At 55.4% G+C, this 19421-nt stretch carries 21 protein-coding genes and 1 tRNA gene; 15 read left to right on the top strand and 7 right to left on the bottom strand.

Annotated elements, in window-relative coordinates; translation table 11 throughout:
- From IE156_RS11990 to IE156_RS11945, 10 genes are all read left to right on the top strand, one after another.
- A complete protein-coding gene (locus tag IE156_RS11990; RefSeq protein WP_189392753.1) occupies positions 1-897 on the top strand; it encodes an NAD(P)-dependent oxidoreductase in 897 nt (298 codons plus the stop codon).
- A gap of 13 nt (positions 898-910) precedes the next feature.
- Positions 911-1747 carry a hydroxypyruvate isomerase family protein gene (locus tag IE156_RS11985; protein WP_189392752.1) on the top strand — a complete coding sequence of 279 codons (837 nt, stop codon included), beginning with the start codon at positions 911-913 and terminating at the stop codon, positions 1745-1747.
- Positions 1748-1750: 3 nt separating this feature from the next.
- Positions 1751-2698 carry an NAD-dependent epimerase/dehydratase family protein gene (locus tag IE156_RS11980; protein WP_189392751.1) on the top strand — a complete coding sequence of 316 codons (948 nt, stop codon included), beginning with the start codon at positions 1751-1753 and terminating at the stop codon, positions 2696-2698.
- Between the two features lie 53 nt (positions 2699-2751).
- Positions 2752-3792 (top strand): TRAP transporter substrate-binding protein, encoded by a 1041-nt coding sequence (locus IE156_RS11975; RefSeq protein ID WP_189392750.1) that lies wholly within the window; start codon positions 2752-2754, stop codon positions 3790-3792.
- A 68-nt stretch (positions 3793-3860) separates the two neighbouring features.
- Positions 3861-4364 (top strand): TRAP transporter small permease, encoded by a 504-nt coding sequence (locus IE156_RS11970; RefSeq protein WP_229841260.1) that lies wholly within the window; start codon positions 3861-3863, stop codon positions 4362-4364.
- A complete protein-coding gene (locus IE156_RS11965) occupies positions 4357-5649 on the top strand; it encodes a TRAP transporter large permease (RefSeq protein WP_189392749.1) in 1293 nt (430 codons plus the stop codon). Before IE156_RS11970 ends, IE156_RS11965 begins: the two co-directional genes overlap by 8 nt.
- Positions 5650-5668: 19 nt before the next feature.
- Positions 5669-5998 carry an NIPSNAP family protein gene (locus tag IE156_RS11960; RefSeq protein WP_189392748.1) on the top strand — a complete coding sequence of 110 codons (330 nt, stop codon included), beginning with the start codon at positions 5669-5671 and terminating at the stop codon, positions 5996-5998.
- A 2-nt stretch (positions 5999-6000) separates the two neighbouring features.
- A complete protein-coding gene (locus IE156_RS11955; protein ID WP_189392747.1) occupies positions 6001-6945 on the top strand; it encodes a 2-hydroxyacid dehydrogenase in 945 nt (314 codons plus the stop codon).
- A 441-nt stretch (positions 6946-7386) separates the two neighbouring features.
- A complete protein-coding gene (locus tag IE156_RS11950) occupies positions 7387-8508 on the top strand; it encodes an alpha-hydroxy acid oxidase (protein WP_189392746.1) in 1122 nt (373 codons plus the stop codon).
- Between the two features lie 201 nt (positions 8509-8709).
- Positions 8710-9108 (top strand): GFA family protein, encoded by a 399-nt coding sequence (locus tag IE156_RS11945; RefSeq protein WP_189392745.1) that lies wholly within the window; start codon positions 8710-8712, stop codon positions 9106-9108.
- Positions 9109-9171: 63 nt separating this feature from the next.
- On the opposite strand, the gene IE156_RS11940 is transcribed toward IE156_RS11945, so the two are convergent.
- Positions 9172-9247: transfer RNA gene (locus IE156_RS11940), tRNA-Thr, on the bottom strand.
- 247 nt (positions 9248-9494) lie between these two features.
- Here IE156_RS11940 and cysP point away from each other — a divergent pair.
- From cysP to cysW, 3 genes are read left to right on the top strand one after another with little or no spacing between them, the layout of a single operon-like run.
- Positions 9495-10499, top strand: a complete 1005-nt coding sequence (gene cysP / locus IE156_RS11935) for a thiosulfate ABC transporter substrate-binding protein CysP (RefSeq protein WP_189392744.1) — start codon at positions 9495-9497, stop codon at positions 10497-10499.
- Positions 10500-10502: 3 nt separating this feature from the next.
- A complete protein-coding gene (cysT, locus tag IE156_RS11930) occupies positions 10503-11393 on the top strand; it encodes a sulfate ABC transporter permease subunit CysT (RefSeq protein WP_189392743.1) in 891 nt (296 codons plus the stop codon).
- On the top strand, positions 11390-12235 hold the full coding sequence (gene cysW / locus IE156_RS11925) for a sulfate ABC transporter permease subunit CysW (RefSeq protein ID WP_189392742.1): 846 nt from the start codon (positions 11390-11392) through the stop codon (positions 12233-12235). Before cysT ends, cysW begins: the two co-directional genes overlap by 4 nt.
- Positions 12236-12409: 174 nt before the next feature.
- Here cysW and IE156_RS11920 read toward each other — a convergent pair whose 3' ends face one another.
- The 5 genes from IE156_RS11920 to petA form a co-directional block, all read right to left on the bottom strand.
- On the bottom strand, positions 12410-12835 hold the full coding sequence (locus IE156_RS11920) for a ClpXP protease specificity-enhancing factor (protein ID WP_189392741.1): 426 nt from the start codon (positions 12833-12835) through the stop codon (positions 12410-12412).
- Between the two features lie 6 nt (positions 12836-12841).
- Positions 12842-13450, bottom strand: coding sequence for a glutathione S-transferase N-terminal domain-containing protein (locus IE156_RS11915; RefSeq protein WP_189392740.1), 609 nt, complete (start codon positions 13448-13450; stop codon positions 12842-12844).
- Positions 13451-13576: 126 nt separating this feature from the next.
- Positions 13577-14431, bottom strand: a complete 855-nt coding sequence (locus IE156_RS11910; RefSeq protein WP_189392739.1) for a cytochrome c1 — start codon at positions 14429-14431, stop codon at positions 13577-13579.
- 19 nt (positions 14432-14450) lie between these two features.
- Positions 14451-15839: a cytochrome b gene (locus IE156_RS11905; RefSeq protein WP_189392738.1), complete on the bottom strand. Its 1389-nt coding sequence runs from the start codon at positions 15837-15839 to the stop codon at positions 14451-14453.
- Between the two features lie 51 nt (positions 15840-15890).
- Positions 15891-16535 (bottom strand): ubiquinol-cytochrome c reductase iron-sulfur subunit, encoded by a 645-nt coding sequence (gene petA / locus IE156_RS11900; RefSeq protein ID WP_189392737.1) that lies wholly within the window; start codon positions 16533-16535, stop codon positions 15891-15893.
- 125 nt (positions 16536-16660) lie between these two features.
- Here petA and mscL point away from each other — a divergent pair, with 125 nt between their 5' ends.
- Positions 16661-17116 carry a large conductance mechanosensitive channel protein MscL gene (gene mscL / locus IE156_RS11895; protein ID WP_189392736.1) on the top strand — a complete coding sequence of 152 codons (456 nt, stop codon included), beginning with the start codon at positions 16661-16663 and terminating at the stop codon, positions 17114-17116.
- A gap of 180 nt (positions 17117-17296) precedes the next feature.
- On the opposite strand, the gene IE156_RS11890 is transcribed toward mscL, so the two are convergent.
- The gene (locus IE156_RS11890) at positions 17297-18073 is read right to left on the bottom strand and encodes a Nif3-like dinuclear metal center hexameric protein (protein WP_189392735.1); all 777 of its coding nucleotides are present in this window, start codon (positions 18071-18073) and stop codon (positions 17297-17299) included.
- Between the two features lie 25 nt (positions 18074-18098).
- Between IE156_RS11890 and IE156_RS11885 the strand changes: the two genes are divergently transcribed.
- A complete protein-coding gene (locus IE156_RS11885) occupies positions 18099-19265 on the top strand; it encodes a S1C family serine protease (RefSeq protein WP_189392734.1) in 1167 nt (388 codons plus the stop codon).
- The last annotated feature ends 156 nt before the right edge of the window (positions 19266-19421 follow it).

The following is a 19421-nucleotide window of genomic DNA, read 5'->3' as shown; positions in this document are numbered from 1 at the left end:
ATGAAACTCGGTTTTTGCGGTTTAGGATTAATGGGCGCTGCGATGGTGCAGCGTCTGCTCAAGGCGGGCCATGAGGTCAAAGTCTGGAACCGTTCCAGAGAAAAGGCCGAGCCGCTTGCGGCGCTAGGCGCTCAGGTCGTGGGCACGCCAAGCGAAGCTGCTGAAGGTGTGGATGGCGTCCTGTTATGCCTGTTCGACGCCAAGGCGGCAGAGGCCGTGGTGTTCGGTGTGGACGGGCTGGCTCAGGCAGCGGGGCTTAAGTGGGTGGTGGATCATTCCAGCATTGATCCGGAAGCAACGCGCCGTTTGGCTGCCCGTTTAGCGCAGAACGGCGGGGCCGACTGGATAGACGCCCCGGTTTCTGGCGGCATTCCAGGCGTGGAAGCCGGTACGCTGGCCATCATGACAGGCGGCAGTGAAACCCATATGCCCGAGGCCGAGGCTGCCATGCGTGCCTATGCCGGCAATATTACGCATATGGGGCCCTCCGGCGCGGGGCAAGCGACTAAGCTGTGCAACCAGGCTATCGTCGCTACCTCGATTGCGGCGCTGGCTGAAGCGATTGGTTTTGCCCAACGCAATAACATCAATGTAGATAAGCTGGCGCCCGCGCTGGCGGGCGGCTGGGCGGACTCCAAGCCCTTGCAGATTTTCGCCCCTCGCATGATAGAGGCCCAAGCAAAAAGCATCGGTGCGCTGTCCACCATGCTCAAGGATATGGATACCTTGATCGCCAACGCTCAACAAAGCGGTGCGCCTATGCCGGTGGCAGCAAGCGTGCAGCAACTGTTGCGCGTCGCAAGCGCGATGGGGCTGGGGCAGGCTGAAGTCTCTGCGGTGATTAGCGTGGTTCTGCCCGAGCAGCGCGACGCCTTTCTTCGACAGATAGACGCTTAAGACAGGCGGCCCCATGCAACTTTCCGCGAACCTCAGCTGGCTGTATCGGCATCTGGACTGGAACGAACGCTTTGAGGCGGCGGCGGCCGATGGTTTTCAGGGGGCCGAGATTCTGCTGCCCTACGACCATTCTCCCGCTTGGTACGCCAGTCAGCTGCAAGCTGCAAAACTTGAGCTGACATTGATCAATACACCGATAGGCGAGGGGGCGGGCAGGCTGGGCTGGGCGGCGGTCCCCAACGCTCAGCCGCAGTTCCACGAAGCTTTTGATCGTGCCCGCGCAGTTGCGCAGGCAACTGGATGTCGTCGTATCCATGTCATGGCCGGCTATGTGAGCGGCTTGGAGCAGGAGTCGTGCCTGTCTACCTTGCTCAATAACCTGGAACACGCGCTGGCCTTGGCCGAAGCCGACGATTTGGTGCTGACGCTGGAGGCACTGAATCGCAGCGATATGGTGGGGTACTTCTATCACCTGCCCGAGCAGGCGATAGCGGTGCTGAAGCATTTCAATGCCCCGCGCCTGCGGCTGCAATTTGATTATTACCACTGCGTCAAAGAAAGTCTGGACGTACCTGCCAGCGTTGCGGCCTGTGCCCCCTGGATAGGGTATGTACAGATCGCTGGCGCTGATGGGCGCTATGAGCCTGATCTTACTCAGCATGGTTTGCTTGAGGGTCTAAGCGCCTTGCCGACTTTGGGTTACGACAGCTGGTTGGGCTGCGAGTATCAGCCTCGCGGACTACCGTCAGAAGGCTTGTCCTGGTGTCAGCCCTTGCGTGATCGTGGGGTGCTGGACACAGCACGTCGTCACAATGACGCCGCAGCCAGCTTTCAGACCGCTGGGAGATAAGCCATGAAACATGTTTTGATTACTGGCGCCAATGGCTATATCGGGCAAGCGCTTGCCCGTGCGGCGCTTAACCGCCTTGCCGCTAATGAGATTCAAAGCCTGACGCTGACTGATCTTGCCTTTGAGGATCAACGCTATCACCAGGTGCCCGGCGTGCGCTGCATCAGTGGTGATCTATCCGACAAGACCGTGCTGGAAACGGTTCTGACGCCCGCGCCGGATACGGTTTTCCATCTGGCTTCGGTGACCAGTCGGCTGGCTGAAGAAAACTTTGCATTGGGTCTGCGCGTCAATATCGACGGCACAATTGGCTTGTTTGAACACCTGCGTCAACAAGGCCAGTGCCCTGTCGTGGTGTATGCCAGCAGTATCGGCGTCTTTGGTACTCCCTTGCCCGAGCAGGTAAGCGACGACACACCAGTCGCACCCACCTTAAGTTATGGCACACAAAAGCGGATGGTGGAGCTGTTGCTCGCTGATTACAGCCGCCTTGGTTTTCTGGACGGTCGCTCGGTTCGCCTTCCTACGGTGGTCGCCAGACCGCTTACTGCCGAAACCGCGCTGTCCTCATTTGCCAGTTCCTTGATTCATGCCCTGGCAGCAGGCAGTCCTTACGACTGTCCCATCGGACCGCAGGGGTGGATGTGGCTGCTTTCCTTACCCGCTTGCGTCCGACATCTTCTGATGGCTGCGACGATTGAAACAGCCCGGCTTCCTGCTGGCCGGGTGTGGAGTCTTCCCGCTCAACGCCTTCAGGTCGCAGACCTGGTTCAGGCAGCGAAATCCCGCTATGGCTTGGGGGCCGATGCGGGCTTGCGCTTCCAGTCCAACCCTCAGTTTGAACAGCAGTTTGCCCAGTGGCCGCCTTTGACGACCTCGATCGCCACGCAGCTGGGTATGTATCACGACGGCGATGTTACTACCTTGATTGAACAGGCCCTTGTTTCTTGAACGGCCTACTTAACTATACCTATAACTATCTACCACCAAAAAAGGATCTCCCCATGAAAAATCGATGGATTTCTCGCCTGTTGGGTATCGCCTTAACGAGCCTGGGTGTTGCGGCTGGCCCCGCGAAAGCGGACAAACCTGTGGAGTTGACTTTCTCTGCCTGGATTCCGCAAACGCATGTCCTGGTGGCTAACTTCATGAAGCCCTGGGCCAAAGAGGTAGAGCAGGCCACTGAAGGGCGCGTCAAGATCAGCTTCCTGACGAAGCCCGTCACCAACCCGGTCGGGCATTTGGATGCAGTACGTAATGGCATCGTCGATCTGGCCTTTATTTCGTACTCCTATTACCCGGGCAATTTCGATTTAATGAAATTCGCCATGTTGCCTTTTTCGGGTAATAGCGCTGAGTCGACCTCGCTGGCTGCTTGGGATATCTATGACAAGTACCTGCAAGATGCCAAGGAGCATCGCGGTATCAAGTTGCTCGGCATTTATGGACATGGCCCTGGCAGCGTCTATACAACGACTAAACAGGTACAGACCATCGACGATTTCGATGGCCTCAAGCTGCGCATCGGTGGGGGCATGCAGGCTGACCTGTCTAAGGCACTTAAAGTGAACGCGGTTGTAAAGCCAGCCTCCGAATCGTATGAACTCTTGAGCACTGGCGTGGTGGATGGAGTGCTGTTCCCGCCTGAGTCTATTGCTTCTTTTCGTCTGGATACGGTGGTCAAACACGCTACGGTTTTCCCGGGTGGCCTCTATGCCGATCTGCACGGCATCATCATGAACCCGGGCGCTTTTGATCGTCTGTCTGAAAAAGACCGTGCCATCGTGCTGGGTCTCTCCGGTGAGCATATTGCTCGCATGGGGGGCAAGGCTTGGGGCGATGCCGATGCGGCCGCCATGAAAACCTTGGAGACACACAACGTGCAGTTCCATCCTGCCAGTGATGAGCTGATCGCTGCCGTCAAAGAGCGTACTGCGCCATTCGAGCAAGCATGGCTGACTGCTGCGAAGGCCAAGGGCATTGATGGGCCCGCTGTGCTGGCAGAATTTCGTGCCGACCTGAAAGAGCGGGAAAGCGGTAATTGATCAGCACACCCAGACTGTCTTGAACCTGCTGTGCGCCCTGTGCGCCAGCAGTCCCGGAGCTACAAATCATGAACTCCTTTGTCTCTTTACTAAGAGCAGGTCTTCGACGTTTGACCGAGTTATGCATCGCCTCGCTGGCCTTGCTGACGCTGGTTGACGTGTTAGGGCGCTATATCTTCAACGTCTCGGTCATGGGGGCGGTAGAACTTACCGAAATACTCATGGTGGGTGTCATCTTCTGCGGCATCGTCTTTGCAACTATGGAGCGCGAACACGTTGTTGTGGATCTGGTGCCTATTCCCGGTGGGGAGAAGGGCGCTCGCCTTGTCCACGTCTCCAGCCACTTGCTGGCAGCGGGAATCAGTGCCCTGTTGGCGATGGTCAGCTGGACGCAAGCCGAGTCGGCTGCCGAGTACGCCGACCAGACTACCTTGCTGGGGTTGCCGCTGGCCCCGGTTGTTTATTTCATGAGCATCATGTTGTTCGTCAACACAATCGTGGAGTTGAGTCAGCTTCGACGAGACCTGCGCACAGACACGACACATCTGGAAGAAGAGGCAACGAATGACTGAAGCGCTTATTGGCTTTGCAGCCATGCTCCTCTTGATCTTCCTGCGTGTGCCGGTGGCGTTTTCCATGGCCTTGGTGGGGTTCATCGGCGTTGGCATCATGCGCAACTGGCCTTCGGCCTATGCAATGACCGGTGCAGTGGTTCGTGAAAGCGGTTTTCAGTATCTTTTGTCGGTACTGCCGCTGTTCATTTTGATGGGTAATTTCATCACCCAGGCCAAATTGTCCAAAGAACTGTATGCCGCGGCGTATGCGTTCCTGGGCCATAGAAAAGGCGGGCTGGCCATGTCTACTGTGGTGGCCTGTGGCGGCTTCGGTGCGGTGTGCGGCTCCAGTCTGGCGACGGCCGCCACTATGTCCAAGGTGGCCTACCCAGAAATGCGCAGGCTGGGCTACAGCCGTGCCTTGGCTTCCGGTTCGATCGCGGCCGGTGGCACTCTGGGCATTCTGATTCCGCCTTCTATTGTCATGGTGGTCTATGCCATCTTGACCGAACAAAGCATAGGCAAGATGTTTGCCGCCGGAATTTTGCCAGGGCTGCTGGCCATCGGCTTTTATCTATTGGCGGTGCGCTGGACAATCTGGCGTGATCCCAATGCGGGCCCTCCCGGTGAACGCATGAGTTGGAAGGAGCGTTTGCTTGCGCTGCGGGATGTCTGGGGTGTGCTGGTACTGTTCATCATCGTCATGGGCGGTATTTATGGCGGCATCTTTAGCTCGACCGAAGCAGCGGGGATTGGTGCTTGTGGCGCCTTCCTGTTCGCCTTGCTGCGCCGCCGCCTGACCTGGCAGGTGCTCTCTACCGTTCTGGTTGAGTCAGCCCGCACCACGGGCATGCTGTTTATGGTGCTGATCGGTGCTTTGCTGTTTTCCAGCTTCATCAACTTCACCTCCATGCCCGGCGACTTGCAAGACTGGGTGCAGCAATTCGACATGAGCCCGATCGTGGTGATCCTGCTGATTTGTGCGATTTATATCGTTCTGGGCAGCGTGCTGGAAAGCATGTCCATGGTCTTGCTGACGGTGCCTATTTTCTACCCGCTGGTACAGCACCTGGGCTTTGACCTGATCTGGTTTGGCATCATCGTGGTGGTGGTCACAGAAATCAGCTTCATCACGCCGCCCGTGGGCATGAACGTGATGGTCCTGAAAAGCCTGCTGCCCGACGTGAAGATGCAGACGCTGTATCGGGGTGTTATCCCCTTCGTGGTCGCCGACGTTTTCCGTCTGGCTGTGCTCTTGGCTTTCCCGGTCATTTCGCTGCTGCTACCAAGATACCTTGGATAAGCAAAAAAGGATTTCAAACATGATTATCGACCAAAGAACCTACACCATTCCGACCGGTTTGCTGCGCGATTTCTTGTCGCTGTATGCGGTGGAAGGGCGTGCCGTACAAATCGAGCATCTGGGCGCCTGCCATGGTTACTACACTACCGAAGTTGGGGAGTTGAATCAGGTGGTGCATCTGTGGGCCTACGAGGATATGGCGGACCGCGAGGCTCGTCGCAGCGCGCTGGAAGCTGATCCTCGTTGGCTGGCCTATCGCCGCAAAGCCTCCGCAGCAGGGCATGTTGTACGTCAGAGCAATGCGCTTCTTAAACAAGTGGATTTTGACGTTTTTACCAGCGAGTCCTGATCATGAGCCAGAAAATTCTTCAAGCATGTCCCTTGCCACCGCCTTTGGCGGCCAAATTGCCCTCCTTGTGTCAGACCGAGCTTCTTAGTGATGCCCCTGACCAAGCCGCTTTTTTGCGTGAACGTGGTGGCGAGTTCACCGTATTGATCACCACCGGGACACAGGGTGCGGACAAGGCACTGATTGATGCGCTGCCTAACCTACAGGCTATTTGCAGTCTGGGCGTGGGCTACGATGCCATCGACTTGGATGCAGTCCGCGCGCGTGGCGTGATGCTGAGCAATACCCCGGACGTGCTTAACGATTGTGTGGCCGACCTGGCCATAGGTCTGCTTATTGACGTGGTGCGTGGCATTTCTGCTTCTGACCGCCACGTCAGACGCGGCGATTGGCCCCGTGTTGGCCCCACAATGCCAAGCACGCGTGTCAGCGGCAAGCGCCTGGGTATGTTGGGTATGGGCCGAGTAGGCCAAGTCATTGCGCGGCGTGCGATTGGCTTCAATATGGAGATCCGCTACCACACGCGCACAGCAAAATCTGAACTTCCCTGGCAGCACGAGCCTTCGCTTATCGACTTGGCGCAATGGTGTGATTTCCTCATCGTGGCTTGCCCAGGCAGCCCGGAAACCTTCCATTTAGTGTCTGCCGAGGTGTTGAAAGCCTTAGGGCCCAACGGCTACCTCGTCAATATTGCCCGCGGCTCGGTCGTAGATGAGCAGGCGCTGGTCGCCGCGCTGGAAAGCGGCCAATTGGGCGGTGCCGGGCTAGATGTGTTTGAGAACGAACCCGAGGTACCTGCCCCATTGCTGAGCAATGAGCGAGTGGTCGTATTGCCGCATGTAGGTAGCGCCACCCGAGAAACCCGAGCCGCCATGTGCGAGTTGGTGCTCAAGAATGTAGAGCGCTTCCTCACGAAGCGGAGTCTTGTGACGCCAGTAGAGCTTTAAGACTTGCATAGAGCAAAGCAGTGGCCCACCCGAATTGCTTGGGCCGCTGTTATAGCTTGGCAAGGCGGCAGCCTTTGTCGCTGTGTCACTTAAGGCCGATGCTGCTCAGTTTATCGGGGCGGCGATCCCTGTCGGCATGATTGGAATATGCTGGTTAACTCGTGCAGAAAGCCGGGCTGGGAAGGGGCCGATAAACGCATTCGCGCTTCCCAAGATGCGTCATTAAATTAAAATTCGACTGCCGACTGCCGACTGCCGACTGCCGACTGCCGACTGCCATGATCCGTGCATAGTTTGTCTTGTCCCGGTCTAATTGCGAATCGCCGTTCCACACGAGGTGGTAGATCTTTGAGATGGCTCGGCTCAGTCATATACTTGATGCTTAAACAATTAAATTGAATCGGATTAATAATCCGGCATCAGGTGGAGAACACACGCATCATGCGACTCAATATCGAGGATTATCAGACAGCCGCGCAGCGTTGCTTGCCGCGCTTTGTCTATGACTATGTGGCTGGTGGTGCTGAAGATGAGTTATGTCTGGCCCGCAACAGGGCTGATCTACAGGCCCTGACCTTGTCTCCACGAAGCCTGCGCGATACCTCGGCGCTCAGTACCGCTATCGATGTCTTCGGACGGCGCTGGGCGGCTCCCTTTGGGGTTGCACCGGTTGGCCTGATTGATGTGGTTCGGCCTCATGGGGATGTGCTGGCAGCCCGTGCTGCAGGTAAAGCTGGCTTGCCGTATATCTTGTCCACCGCTTCCAATAGTCCCCTGGAGCAGGTGCGTGAAGCCTGCGAAGGCCCATGCTGGATGCAGTTGTATGTCATGCAAGACAGGGGTATGGCCAACTCTATTCTGGATCGCGCTCGCCAAGCCGGTTTTGAGGCCCTAGTGTTAACGGTAGATGTGCCAATCGGTGGCTACAGAGAGAAAGATATACGCCACGGTTTCAAATTGCCGTTTCGCCCAGGTCCCAGCTTGTTGCTGGATATGGCATCACAACCGCGCTGGCTATTGCGCCAGGCCCTGGCGGGTCAGCCTCAGTTCGTCAACTTAATGCCAACAGAAGGGGCCAGCTCGGCACAAGCACAAGCGGCCTTGCTGGCGCGGAGCATGGACCGCAGCCTGGTATGGGACGATGTGGCTTGGTTGCGCTCCAAGTGGGGCGGTCCCGTGCTGATTAAAGGCGTACTGCATCCCGAGGATGCGCGCCAAGCACTGCAATACGGCATTGACGGCTTGATTGTGTCCAATCATGGAGGGCGTCAGCTCGATTGCGCCCCGTCCACGATTAGCGCGCTGCCGCAGATCATGGATATCGTTAAAACGCAGATCCCGGTGTTTATCGATAGCGGCTTCAGACGTGGTGCAGATGTGGCCAAAGCACTTGCATACGGGGCGACCGGAGCTTTCTTAGGTCGCGCGGTTGCCTATGGATTGGCTCAAGGCGGTGAACAGGGAGTATCTGAGGTGCTGGGTCTGGTCGCTCAGGAATTGGAGCGGACGATGGTTCTGCTAGGAGCCGCATGCCCGGAGGATTTGGTTCAATGCCAGATTTAATCCGCTAAGCGCTTAGAGGCGCAGCATGAGCTCTGTTGCCTCAGAACGGCAGGTTGGATTGCTCTGAGACCCTTATCCGTGTGGCGGCTAGCCTGATCTGATATTCCCGCAGTTTAGAGTGTTAATAGCCTTAGCCTACCTTGCTCAATCCTGTTCCGGGCTATATAGATAGAGGTGGAGAAACTTAGCGGAGGTACTCTTGTGAAAGGAACTTGTCTTTGCCAAGGGGTGGCTTTTGAGCTAGATGGCGCGGTGACGGAGTTGCTGTATTGTCATTGCAGTATGTGCCGTAAGTCCCACGGCTCAGCATTCCGGGCGCGTGGCAAAGTAAATGCCGGGCAGTTTCATTGGCTGCGGGGTCAGGAGCTTGTCCGTTTCTATGAGTCATCACCAGGCGAGCACCGAGGTTTTTGTTCTACCTGCGGGTCAAACATTCTGACTAAGTTCGATCGAAAGCCACAAGAGTTTGGCTTGGCGCTAGGGGTGCTGGATGATGATCCTGGCCTGCGTCCCACTTGCCATGTCTTTGTGGGTTCAAAAGCTTCGTGGCATGAGATCAGGGATGACTTGCCTCAATATGACGGCTTTGCACCGGGTTAGATGCTTTTGGGGCAGAAAAACAAAACGCCAAGCTTTTGAAAGCTTGGCGTTTTATTTTATTCATGGTGCCGGCTAAAGGAGTTGAACCCTCGACCTTCGCATTACAAGTGCGCTGCTCTACCAACTGAGCTAAGCCGGCGAATTGACGATTATAGCCGGGTTTTTTGTAAACAGGCAATCCCTGAAAAAATATTCCTATACCCTGTTCGCGACGGCCTTAGCCAATAGATGGGTTTTGGTTATAAGGGCATGATGAAAATGTCGTTTTAAATGCCTTTTCCCCTATCCATAATCTGATCTATCCAAGCTGCGCTTATATAGATAGCACGCGGTTGAACATCAGTGACGGGCAAAGAATGCCGCGTCAGGGAACTCTGGGGAACACCATGAAATTGAAGTCTGTTGTTGGTTCTGCCTTGTTGTTGGCATCATTGCTGGGTGGCACAGCCAGTGCCCAGGTTTCTTTGCTGAATGCCTCTTTTGACGTGGCTCGCGAAACCTTTGCGGCGATTAACCCCAAGTTTGTTGAACACTGGAAAGCCACCACGGGCGAGGACATCAAGATTGACCAGTCCTTTGCCGGTACGTCCCGTCAGGCTCAGGATATTATCCAGGGCAAGAAAGTGGATACGGTTACTTTCAATCAAGTCACTGATATCGAGTTTTTGGCCGAGCGCGGCGCGGTCGCCAAAGATTGGGCCAGTCAATTTCCGAACAACAGCTCGCCTTACTACAGCACCATCGCTTTCCTGGTACGCAAGGGCAATCCCAAGAACATCAAATCCTGGGATGATCTGGCCCGCGACGATGTGAAGCTGGTGTTCCCGAACCCCAAGACCTCGGGCAATGCACGTTATACCTACCTGGCCTCCTGGCTGTACGCTCACGACGCTTTTGCGGGTGACGAAGCCAAGATCAAAGAGTTTGTCGGTAAGGTGTTGGGTAATGTAGAGAGCTTCCCCACGGGCGGTCGTGGTGCGACGGTCGCTTTTGCCCAGAACGGGCAGGGCGATGTATTGCTGACCTTTGAGTCCGAAGTGATCAATATTGCGGCCAGCGAAGAATTCAAGGGTAGCGAGCTGCAAGTGGTGGTACCACCTGTTAGCGTTCTGGCTGAGTTCCCCGTTGCCGTCGTGGACCGGGTTGTGGACCAGAAGGGCACTCGCAAGGAAGCGACCGAGTACCTGAAGTTCCAGTACACTCCCGAAATCCAGCGCCTGCTGGCTGGCTTTAACTATCGTGTGACTGATCCTGCTGTGGCCAAAGAGTTTGAGTCCAAGTATGCACCAGTCAAGTTGATCAATCCTACGGATGTATTGGGTTCCTGGACCGACATTCAAAGCCGTCACTTTGCAGCTAACGGAGTATTGGACCAGTTGCTGGCCAAGTAATTCATGAGTCGTACTCTTGTGGGCGAGGCGCAGGATTCCGGGGCGAAGACTGCGCTAAAGCCCATCTTCTTTCTGCGTCGTCCCGTCATGCCAGGTTTTGGGCTGAGCTTCGGCTTTAGCGTCCTGTACCTGTCCATTATTGTGCTGCTGCCTTTGTCGGCCTTGTTCATGTACGTCAGTGACATGAGTCTGGCCGACTATTGGCGTGCGGTCACCGACAGGCGGGTTGTCAGCAGCTATCAGGTCACTATTAGTGCTGCCTTTTATTCCACCGTCATTGCCAGTTTGGTGGGATTCATCATTGCCTGGATCATTACTCGCTTTGAGTTCCCGGGACGTCGCTTGATCGATGCCTTGGTGGATCTGCCGTTTGCTTTGCCCACTTCCGTTGCTGGTTTGACCCTGGCGACCTTGTTTGTGCCCGGTGGCTGGTTTGGTCAATTTCTGCCCGAAGGGTGGAAGGTGGCGTATCAGTATCCCGGTATTGTTCTGGCCATGACCTTCACCAGTCTGCCTTTCGTCGTGCGCATTGTGCAGCCCGTGATTGAAGAGCTGGGTGCGGAGTACGAAGAAGTTGCCCACACGCTGGGAGCCAATGGCTGGCAGACCTTTAGCAAGGTTGTATTCCCACCGCTAATTCCTGCTTTGGTGACGGGGGCCTCTCAGGCCTTTATCCGTAGCCTGGGTGAGTTTGGTGCGGTGATCATGATTGCTGGCAACATCCCCTTCAAAACTGAAGTGTCGTCCTTGATGATTTTTGTGCGTTTGCAAGAATTCAATTATCCGGCGGCGGCGGCGATTGCCTCGGTGATCCTGATCGCCTCCCTGCTGCTGCTGTTTACCTTGCAGCTGGTACAGAATCGCTTGTTGGGTTGGCAGCGGAGGGCACCATGAGAAAAAAACCTAAAAGCACGGCTGATCGCTTGATCCTGGCCTTGGGTGTTGTGTTGGTGCTGGGCCTGCTGGTCGTGCCCTTGCTGCTGATTTTTTCTAAAGCCTTGGGTGATGGCTTGCCCGCCTTGTGGAGCAATCTGCAAGAAGACTATATGTTGCATGCCATCGGGCTGACCTTGTTTGTGGCGGTGCTGACCGTGCCCTTGAATATGGTCTTTGGGATTCTGTTGGCCTGGTGCCTGACACATTACCAGTTCCGTGGCCGTCGCTTGTTAAGCACACTGGTGGACTTACCTTATGCCGTGTCACCCGTAGTGGCAGGCTTGTGTTATCTGGTGGTGTACGGGGTGGAGTCATCCCTGGGGCAGTGGTTAAGTGCGCGCGATATTCAGCTGATGTTTGCTTGGCCCGGTATCTTGATGGTCACGATCTTCGTGACGACGCCTTACGTGGCTCGTATCTTGATTCCTATCATGCAGGCGCAGGGCTCAGACGCTCAAGCGGCTGCGCTAAGCCTGGGGGCCAATGGTTGGCAGATTTTCTGGCATGTGACGCTACCGGATATCAAATGGGCGTTGCTATACGGCGTGGTGTTGACCAATGCTCGTGCGATTGGCGAATTTGGTGCGGTGTCTGTGGTGTCGGGCACCATCATGAATCAGACCTTGACCTTATCTTTGCTGGTTGATCAGCTGAACAACGATAACAAGGCGGCTGCGGCCTTTACGGCTGCCGCGCTGCTGGCGATATTCGCTATGGTCTCCGTGATGCTCAAGAGCCTGCTGGAGTGGCGTGTAGCGGCAGGGCGTCGCCGTAATCAGGCAGAGGCCGTGCAAGGGTAAGGGGCGGATTGGGGCAATATGCTCAGGGACTTTGGATGACTGAATATTCTACGGATTGGCTCCGCTAGTTGATACTTCTCTGAACCAAAGCCACAACTTGGATATTTACTGAGAGTAGAACCAAAAAAATAGAGCCCCATGCGGGGCTCTATTTTTGTCTGCGTCAAACGTGCCTTACTTGACGATCTTTAGGTGCGAGACCTTATCAGCGTCTTTCTTGGCAGCGGAAGCTTCTGGAGCGGCTTCTGGAGCCGCATCCAGTGTTTCCTCTTGCGTATAAGGCTCGGATTCCACTACTTCAAAACCCATACCAGCACCTGTTTCGCGAGCGTAAATTGCCGATACAGCGGCCACGGGTACGAAAATGTCTTCTGTGACGCCGCCAAAGCGGGCCTGGAATTCAATATATTCGTTGCCCAGGATCAGGCCATTGGTGGCCATATGCCCGATATTCAGGGTGATTTGACCATCCTGAATATGGCCACGTGGAACAACCGTGTTGGCGTCTACCGTCACCACAATGTGAGGGGTGTAGCCCTGATCGGAACACCATTCGTGCAGCGCGCGTAGCAGGTAAGGCTTGGTCGAGGTTTCTTGCATAATGGATTAGCGACGCATGACTTTTTCGGAAGGAGTCAGTGCTTCAATGTAAGCAGGACGCGAGAACACGCGCTCGGCGTACTTTTGCACAGGAGCAGCGCTCTTGGGCAGTTCGATACCGTAGTGGTCCAGGCGCCAGAGCAAGGGAGCGATCGCCACGTCCAGCATGGAGAATTCTTCGCCCAGCATGTACTTGTTCTTGAGCAGGATAGGAGCCAGCTGCGACAGGTGGTTGCGGATTTGCTGACGGGCCAGATCTTGTGCCTTGGCATCGGAGTTGCGGCGGTCTTCCAGGGCAGCCACGTGCACAAACAGTTCCTTTTCAAAGTTGTACAGGAACAGACGTGTGCGGGCGCGCATGGTGGGGTCCGCAGGCATCAGCTGAGGATGAGGGAAGCGCTCATCAATGTATTCATTGATGATGTTCGATTCGTACAAGATCAGGTCACGTTCTACCAGGATAGGCACCTGTCCGTAGGGGTTCATGACGGCGATATCTTCAGGCTTGTTGTACAAGTCGATGTCGCGGATCTCGAAATCCATGCCTTTTTCAAACAACACGAAACGGCAGCGTTGTGAGAATGGGCAAGTTGTTCCAGAGTAGAGCACCATCATGGTAGGAGATTCCAGTCGTAGAAATAAAAACAAGAGCCTCACGGCTCAGGATTTAAAACCCTGCAAGGAGTTTTAACAATAAAAAGCCGGGCAGGCTAGTGGAGCCTGCCCGTCTAGCATAGCGTTTTACTTGATGTCTTTCCAGAAAACGCTATTGAGTCGCCATGCAACGACAAAGAACAGCAGCAGGAACAGGATGACGCCCACGCCGATTTTCTTGCGCTCCAACTGAACGGGTTCAGCCATCCAGTCCATGAAGTTGGCCAGGTCAGCCACGTCGCTGTCGTATTTGGCAGCAAGTTTGGCATTCACTGGTTCCAGCTTGACGGAGTCAGTGGCGTGGCCGGTGTAGTTGGCCAGAACTTCTGTCTTGACCGACGAAAAACCGGCTGGATCATAGCTTGCAACCGTCTTGACCCATTCTTTGCTGCCGTCGTCCTTGGCTTCTTCAGCCACGGTTGTACGGTGCAAAGTCATGCCGCCTTGGCGCTCCCACATGGCGTGAGGCATACCCACGCTTGGGAAAACCAAGTTATCCCAGCCGGTTGGGCGGGAAGCGTCACGGTAGAAAGTGCGCAGGTAGGTGTAGATGTAGTCTGCGCCGCTAGGGCCCAGGTTGGTGGACTTGGCGCGTGCAATCACGGACAAGTCAGGAGGAGCAGCACCGAACCATTTGGTACCCATTGCCGGGGTCATGGCGATCTTCATCAGATCGCCCACCTTGTCCGAGGAGAACAGCAAGTTTTTCTTGATGTCCTCTTCGGTCAGGCCAAGGTCTGTCAGCTTGTTGTAGCGCATGGAGTTGGCGCTATGACAGTTCAGACAGTAGTTCACAAACAGTTTTGCGCCATTTTGCAACGCCGCCATGTCGTTAATGCGGTTGGGCGCGCGCTCCAGAGCATAGCCACCTTCGGCGGCACCAGCCACCGCGCAGGTAAGGGACAAGGCCAGAGCGCCAAGCAGTTTTTTAATCATGGTCATTCCGATTCGTGTTGGGGGCCTAGTGAGGGCGGAAAGTCACGCGATCAGGTTCGGGTTTGAACGTACCCAAGCGGCTCCATACCGGCATCAGCAGGAAGAAGGCCAGGTAGATCACCGTACCGATCTGACTCAGCAAGTTAAACAAGTCGTTTGGAGCTTGCGTGCCCAGGTAACCCAGGATCAGGAAGTTGACGAGGAAAATCGCGTACAACACTTTGTGCCAGCCTGGACGATAGCGGATCGATTTAACAGGCGACTTGTCCAGCCAAGGCAGGAAGAACAAGATCACAACCGTACCACCCATGGCCACCACACCCCAGAACTTGGCATCGATGACGCGCAGCAGCACAGCCACAGCGATCAGGATAGCGGGGACGGCCAGACGCCAGATACCGGGCAGCTTGCCTTTGACGAACAGCACCAGAGCGCCCAGCACGGAAGCACCGGCCAGAACCCAGGTAAAGTCGGCCGTAGTGGCACGCAACATGGAGTAGAACGGCGTGAAGTACCAGACTGGAGCGATGTGCGGAGGAGTCTTCAGAGCATCGGCCGGGCTGAAGTTGTTGAACTCCAGGAAGTAGCCGCCCATTTCAGGGGCAAAGAAAACGATAGCTGCAAAAACGATCAGGAAGCCAGCTACACCCAGGATGTCGTGCACCGAGTAGTAGGGGTGGAAGGGGATACCATCCAGAGGACGACCTTGTGCGTCTTTAGGGCCGTCTTTGATTTCAATACCGTCGGGGTTGTTGGAACCCACTTCGTGCAAAGCGATCAAGTGAGCCACAACCAGACCCAGCAGAACCAAAGGCACAGCAATGACGTGCAGCGCAAAGAAGCGGTTCAGGGTGGCGTCGGACACCACGTAGTCACCACGGATGAAAATAGCCAGGTCAGGACCAATAAATGGAATGGCCGAGAACAGGTTAACAATCACCTGGGCGCCCCAGTAGGACATCTGGCCCCATGGCAGCAGGTAGCCCATGAAGGCTTCAGCCATCAGACAGAGGAAAATGGCAACGCCAAAGATCCAGACCAGTTCGCGAGGCTTACGGTAAGAACCGTAGAACAAGCCGCGCAGCATGTGCAGGTATACCACCACAAAGAACATGGAAGCGCCGGTGGAGTGCATGTAGCGGATGATCCAGCCACCGGGCACTTCACGCATGATGTATTCAACCGACTCGAAAGCCAGCTTGGCATCAGGCTTGTAGTTCATGACCAGGAAAATACCCGTCACGATCTGAATAACCAGCACCAACAGTGCCAGAGAGCCAAAGAAGTACCAGAAGTTGAAGTTCTTCGGCGCGTAATATTCTGACATGTGCTCTTTGTACATGGATGTCAGGGGGAAGCGCCTGTCAATCCATCCTAAGAGTCCTGTCGTTTCGACGGTTTTCTCGCCAGCCATGAAACGGCTCCTTTATCTTTTTAAATAGTACGTATTGGGTTTACAGCCGCCTTAGGCCTTGTTGTTTTCGTCTACGCCGATGGTGACCATCGTGCCGTCGGCCGAGAACTCGTAGGGCGGGATTTCCAGGTTGTCTGGAGCGGGCTTGTTGCTGTAGACGCGGCCGGCCAGGTCAAAAGTAGAGCCGTGGCAGGGGCACAGAAAGCCACCTTCCCAACCGCCGGGCAGGCCGGCGCCAGCGCCAGCAGCCAGATGCGGGGTGGGCGAGCAACCCAGGTGGGTGCAAATACCGATACAGATAAAAATTTCAGGGCGACGCGAGCGGTATTCGTTTTTAGCGTACGCAGGGGTGTAGCCGGGACGATCCGAGTTGGGGTCAGCCAGCTGGCTGTCCAGCTTGGGCAGGCTGTCCAGCTGCTCTTGGGTGCGGTGCATAATCCAGACGGGTTTGCCACGCCATTCAACGGTGCGCATCTGACCGGGGACGATGCCTGAGATATCGACCTCTACGGGAGCGCCGGCCGCTTTTGCTTTCTCGGAAGGAGCAAAGGAGCTGACAAAGGGAACAGCCGTCGCCACACCAGCGACACCACCTAATGCACAGGCGGTGGCGACCCACGTGCGGCGCGAAGGATCGGGCGGAAGATTGAAATCAACCGCGCCTCTGGCATCGGGCTGTGTCGTATTCTGACTCATTCTAGTATCCTTATTCCTGCCCGACTTGGGGCTACCACAATTTACGGATTTGGGCCTGGGTATATTATTCAACCGCACATTATACGCGTTACCCAGCGCAGCATAACTTGATCAAAGGTGAACATATGAACAAGGCTCGAGGTTTCCTTAACGAATTCCGGGAGTTCGCAGTCAAGGGCAACATGATGGACCTTGCGGTCGGCGTCATTATTGGCGCTGCTTTCGGCAAGATTATCGACTCGCTGGTAAAAGATATCGTCATGCCCGTCATCAGTTTCATCCTGGGCGGCGAGGTGGATTTTACCAATCAGTTCACTGTCTTGCGTACACCAGAAGGCTATACCGGCCCAGAAACCCTGGAAGCTCTGAATTCGGCAGGCGCTGTTGTTTTGTCGTGGGGTAACTTCCTGACCATTTTGATCAACTTCATCTTGCTGGCCTTCGTTGTGTTTTGCATGGTTAAGATGATTAACCGTATGCGCGCCACCGTGGCCAAGGCTGAGGCTGAACAAGCCGTACCCGAACCAACCCCTGAAGACGTGATCCTGCTGCGTGAAATCAGGGATTCGCTGAAAAAATAAAAGCGTAACTTTATCAAAGCTTTAAGGTGCCTTTCGGCACCTTTTTTGTCTATGTAACCCACCGGCAGGGTCAAGTTCGCCCGTACCGGATGCCTGATTTTAGCCTTTCATAGCCTGGGCTTGTCTAGCCTGTGGCGCTTTAAAGCTTGTTCAAAGTCATATGGGCTGGTTTTTATGCCATCAGATCGGGTTGTCCAGGTCGATGAACTCCACGTCAATTCCAAACTGGCGGGCGATTTCTTCACCCAGTGCTTTGGCGCCATAGCGCTCCGTTGCATGATGGCCAGCCGCCATGAAGGCAATATTGTTTTCCTGCGCACTATGAAAGGTTTGCTCCGATGCTTCGCCGCTGATGTAAAGATCGGCTTGTGCGCTAATGGCGGCATCAATAAACCCTTGAGCTCCTCCCGTGCACCAGGCAATGCGACGAATTTTCCGTTGTAAATCGCCAACAATCAGTGGCTCGCGGTGTAAATTATTGCAAACTGTTAGGCCGAATGTTTCCAGTGAAACCGGGGTGGCTAATTCTCCTAACCAGACCAGGCCATCCGGACCACAGGTTTGTGCTACGCCATTTTCGTCGCGCAATATCTCAATGCCTAACTGCCGAGCCAATTGGGCGTTGTTGCCAAACTCGGGATGCGCATCCAGGGGCAGGTGATAGCCCAAGAGGTTAAGCTGATGCGACAGGACGCGTTCGATACGAGTTTTTCGGGTGCCAACAATGCACGGGTTTTCGTTTTTCCAGAACCAGCCGTGGTGCACCAAAATAGCGTCCGCCTGGCGGGCAATAGCAGCATCAATCAGTGCCAGCGAGGCCGTCACCCCGGTGACGAGTTTGCCAATGTATGGCTTGCCCTCGACCTGGAGCCCATTGGGACAGTAGTCCTTGAAGCGGGCGACCTCCAGGGTGCTATTGAGCCAGCTGGCCAGTTCGGCCGTTGAAACCTGAGTCATGGAAATCCTTATCTGAAAGAGTGCTATGCGTCGATTGTGGCTAGTGTTTGCTCAAGCGGTGACGATCTGTCTGGCGGGCTTTTTTATTGTGGTGACGCTGCGACCGCAGTGGGTGGGGGCACCCCAGGCACCTGCTCGTTCCAGTAATACGGTGGTCTTGCCCGCGCCAGTGCCCGCTTTGGTGGCGCCCCTCGCCCAAGAGAGGCCCTTGTCGTATGCTTCGGCCGTCACTAATGCCGCACCTGCGGTCGTTAATGTGTACACCAGCAAGCATTTGGAAGGCAATTCTCCCTTGTTGGAAGATCCGGATTTGCAGCGTCTGTTTCGCGAGCTGCCCGATTTAATGGGGCGTCGCTCAACGATCAACCTGGGTTCGGGCGTGATCGTACACGAACAGGGCTATATCCTGACCAATTATCACGTGATTGAAGCGGCCGATGCCATTGAGGTTGCCTTGTCGGACGGGCGGCAGGCCAAGGCGCATTTGATTGGATCGGACCCGGAAAGTGATCTGGCTGTCTTGAAAGTGAATCTGCCCAAGCTGGCCGTTATTCAGACCCAGGAACAAGGTCAGGTGCAAGTGGGCGATGTGGTCTTGGCCATTGGTAATCCGTTCGGTGTGGGTCAAACCACCACGATGGGCATTGTGTCCGGCTTGGGGCGCAATCGTCTGGGCATCAATATCTACGAAAATTTCATTCAGACGGATGCGGCCATTAATCCCGGTAATTCGGGTGGTGCTCTGGTCGATGCGATAGGGCGTCTGGTGGGAATTAATACGGCCATCTACTCCGAAACGGGCGGTTCTTTGGGAATTGGTTTTGCCATTCCTGCTTCGACCGCACTGGCCATCATGAATGAGATTATTCGCAATGGCGAGGTCACTCGTGGCTGGTTGGGGCTGGAGCCCCAGGACATCACCCCGGATCTGATCAAGTCCTTTAAGTTGAAAAGCGATGCGGGTGTAATTATTGCCAGCGTGCAACGTCATGGCCCGGCGGCCGAGGCGCATTTGCTAGTCGGAGACATCGTGCTGCGCTTGAACGGTCAGGAAGTTGCCGATTCGATAGGCTTGCTGAACCAGATTGGTCCGGTGCAACCAGGGCAGATGGTGACCTTAGGCGTATTGCGTGAAGGTAAGGAGCTGGATGTGGCCGTGAAGGTGGGTGTGCGGCCTCAGGTGCGCAAGTAAGGCTCTGGCAGTCCCTTGGCTTGGATCAGGGCCATTCGGGTCGCTGGTGCTGCTCTCAGGGCTTTGGGGGCTTGTTGATACGCCGTGGTTTAGCGCCGCTACGTTCGTAGCAGATATTCGCGGCGCATGCTTCTATCCGCATCACTATAAAAAATG

Origin of the sequence: Alcaligenes pakistanensis (assembly GCF_014652815.1) — a bacterium.
Lineage (GTDB): Bacteria > Pseudomonadota > Gammaproteobacteria > Burkholderiales > Burkholderiaceae_B > Alcaligenes > Alcaligenes pakistanensis.
Note: the sequence above shows the minus strand (reverse complement) of the source record. Positions and strands in the feature narration are given on the sequence as shown.

Bases quoted from the DNA above. Each gene is read 5' to 3' on its own strand.
- cysT (WP_189392743.1), top strand. From the start codon at position 10,503: ATGAGTCGTACTCTTGTGGGCGAGGCGCAGGATTCCGGGGCGAAGACT.
- cysW (WP_189392742.1), top strand. From the start codon at position 11,390: ATGAGAAAAAAACCTAAAAGCACGGCTGATCGCTTGATCCTGGCCTTG.
- IE156_RS11985 (WP_189392752.1), top strand. From the start codon at position 911: ATGCAACTTTCCGCGAACCTCAGCTGGCTGTATCGGCATCTGGACTGG.
- IE156_RS11955 (WP_189392747.1), top strand. From the start codon at position 6,001: ATGAGCCAGAAAATTCTTCAAGCATGTCCCTTGCCACCGCCTTTGGCG.
- IE156_RS11890 (WP_189392735.1), bottom strand. From the start codon at position 18,073: ATGACTCAGGTTTCAACGGCCGAACTGGCCAGCTGGCTCAATAGCACC.
- IE156_RS11920 (WP_189392741.1), bottom strand. From the start codon at position 12,835: ATGCAAGAAACCTCGACCAAGCCTTACCTGCTACGCGCGCTGCACGAA.
- IE156_RS11990 (WP_189392753.1), top strand. From the start codon at position 1: ATGAAACTCGGTTTTTGCGGTTTAGGATTAATGGGCGCTGCGATGGTG.
- IE156_RS11910 (WP_189392739.1), bottom strand. From the start codon at position 14,431: ATGACCATGATTAAAAAACTGCTTGGCGCTCTGGCCTTGTCCCTTACC.
- mscL (WP_189392736.1), top strand. From the start codon at position 16,661: ATGAACAAGGCTCGAGGTTTCCTTAACGAATTCCGGGAGTTCGCAGTC.
- IE156_RS11970 (WP_229841260.1), top strand. From the start codon at position 3,861: ATGAACTCCTTTGTCTCTTTACTAAGAGCAGGTCTTCGACGTTTGACC.
- IE156_RS11915 (WP_189392740.1), bottom strand. From the start codon at position 13,450: ATGATGGTGCTCTACTCTGGAACAACTTGCCCATTCTCACAACGCTGC.
- IE156_RS11960 (WP_189392748.1), top strand. From the start codon at position 5,669: ATGATTATCGACCAAAGAACCTACACCATTCCGACCGGTTTGCTGCGC.
- cysP (WP_189392744.1), top strand. From the start codon at position 9,495: ATGAAATTGAAGTCTGTTGTTGGTTCTGCCTTGTTGTTGGCATCATTG.
- petA (WP_189392737.1), bottom strand. From the start codon at position 16,535: ATGAGTCAGAATACGACACAGCCCGATGCCAGAGGCGCGGTTGATTTC.
- IE156_RS11885 (WP_189392734.1), top strand. From the start codon at position 18,099: ATGCGTCGATTGTGGCTAGTGTTTGCTCAAGCGGTGACGATCTGTCTG.
- IE156_RS11975 (WP_189392750.1), top strand. From the start codon at position 2,752: ATGAAAAATCGATGGATTTCTCGCCTGTTGGGTATCGCCTTAACGAGC.
- IE156_RS11965 (WP_189392749.1), top strand. From the start codon at position 4,357: ATGACTGAAGCGCTTATTGGCTTTGCAGCCATGCTCCTCTTGATCTTC.
- IE156_RS11950 (WP_189392746.1), top strand. From the start codon at position 7,387: ATGCGACTCAATATCGAGGATTATCAGACAGCCGCGCAGCGTTGCTTG.
- IE156_RS11980 (WP_189392751.1), top strand. From the start codon at position 1,751: ATGAAACATGTTTTGATTACTGGCGCCAATGGCTATATCGGGCAAGCG.
- IE156_RS11905 (WP_189392738.1), bottom strand. From the start codon at position 15,839: ATGGCTGGCGAGAAAACCGTCGAAACGACAGGACTCTTAGGATGGATT.